Below are 1,185 nucleotides of genomic sequence, written 5' to 3' on the forward strand. Positions count from 1 at the left end.
GAAGGTGCCCCGAAGGGGCGGATGAGGGTACGGCAGCCAGCGTCGCCAGACAGCAAGTGTAGCGATCACCGGCGACGCGCGACCGTACCCTCACCCCAACCCCTCTCCCGGTGGGAGAGGGGCTTTGCGTCCACGATGCCGTGGGCGTGCGCATGGCGGCCCATCGCGTCTCGCCGGGTGGAAAGTGGGCAGGGCGCCACTCCCTTCTCCCTTCGGGAGAAGGTGCCCCGAAGGGGCGGATGAGGGTGCGGCAGCCAGCGTCGCCATGCAGCAAGTGCGACGTTCACAGGCGGCGAACGGTCATACCCTCACCCCAACCCCTCTCCTGGTGGGAGAGGGGCTAGGCTCTTACGAATCCCCAATCCCCAATCCCAGCGCCTCAGGCGCTAATGCCTGCCGCGCTTCCCACCCCGCACCGGCGTCGCCTCGACCGAGAGCGTGAAACTGCGTTCCTCGCCGTCGAGCATGGCGCCGACGCCGACCAACTGGCGCTTGATCTCCTCGCCGCGGCCGTTGCGGATGCTGACCAACACGGTGTATTCCCAGGCGCTGCCGTCGTCCGGGTGGCGGATGCTGCCCTCCACCCGCAGCGGCACCAGCGCCGACGGCGCCGACTGTTGCAGCACCGCCGAATCGAAGCGCAGGTGGTGCTTGCACGCCGGGCAGACGCTGGCGCTTTCGAGAATGGTGGCCTTGCAGTGCGGGCAGGTCCGGGTCGCCCCCGGACTGCCGGGACGCGGGCTGCTCATGCGCCGGCGTCGGACTCCGCGGGCTTGCCGCCCTTGCGGGCATGTTTGTCGTCGTCCCAGCCGAAGTCGGCCTGGCCGCGCATGCGCGAGCCGGCGGCCACGGTCAGCGAGCCGGCCTTGACGTCGCCGATCAGCGCGCCGGAGGCAAGCAGCTCCACCCGCGAGGCCGATTCGATGTTGCCTTCCAGCTCGCCGGCGATCACCACCTTGTCGGCACGCACGCCGCCGCTGAGCTTGGCGCCGGTCTCGATGGTGAGGTCGCCCTGCACGTTGACGTCGCCCTTGAACTTGCCGGCGATGCGGATGTGGCCGGTGCCCTCGATCTTGCCCTCGATACTGATGTCGGCGGCGATCAGCGATTCCTTCGCGGCGGGTGCCGGCGCAGGGGCGCGGGCGGCAGGGGCGGCGGCGGCGACCGCGGCGAGCGGTTCGCCCG

At 70.6% G+C, this 1,185-nt stretch carries 2 protein-coding genes; both read right to left on the minus strand.

From position 1 onward, the window contains the following. Positions 1-386: 386 nt before the first annotated feature. The gene (locus tag D180_RS17130) at positions 387-749 is read right to left on the minus strand and encodes a hypothetical protein (protein ID WP_010342294.1); all 363 of its coding nucleotides are present in this window, start codon (positions 747-749) and stop codon (positions 387-389) included. Then, positions 746-1,185, minus strand: a 440-nt coding sequence (locus tag D180_RS17135; protein ID WP_017910535.1) for a polymer-forming cytoskeletal protein, incomplete at its 5' end; no start/stop codon positions are given. The genes D180_RS17130 and D180_RS17135, both read right to left, overlap by 4 nt.

The organism is Xanthomonas sp. SHU 166 (assembly GCF_000364685.1).
GTDB lineage: Bacteria > Pseudomonadota > Gammaproteobacteria > Xanthomonadales > Xanthomonadaceae > Xanthomonas_A > Xanthomonas_A sontii.

What these genes read in the sequence shown, in the direction of transcription:
- D180_RS17130 (WP_010342294.1), bottom strand. Translation starts at nt 749, where the DNA reads ATGAGCAGCCCGCGTCCCGGCAGTCCGGGGGCGACCCGGACCTGCCCG.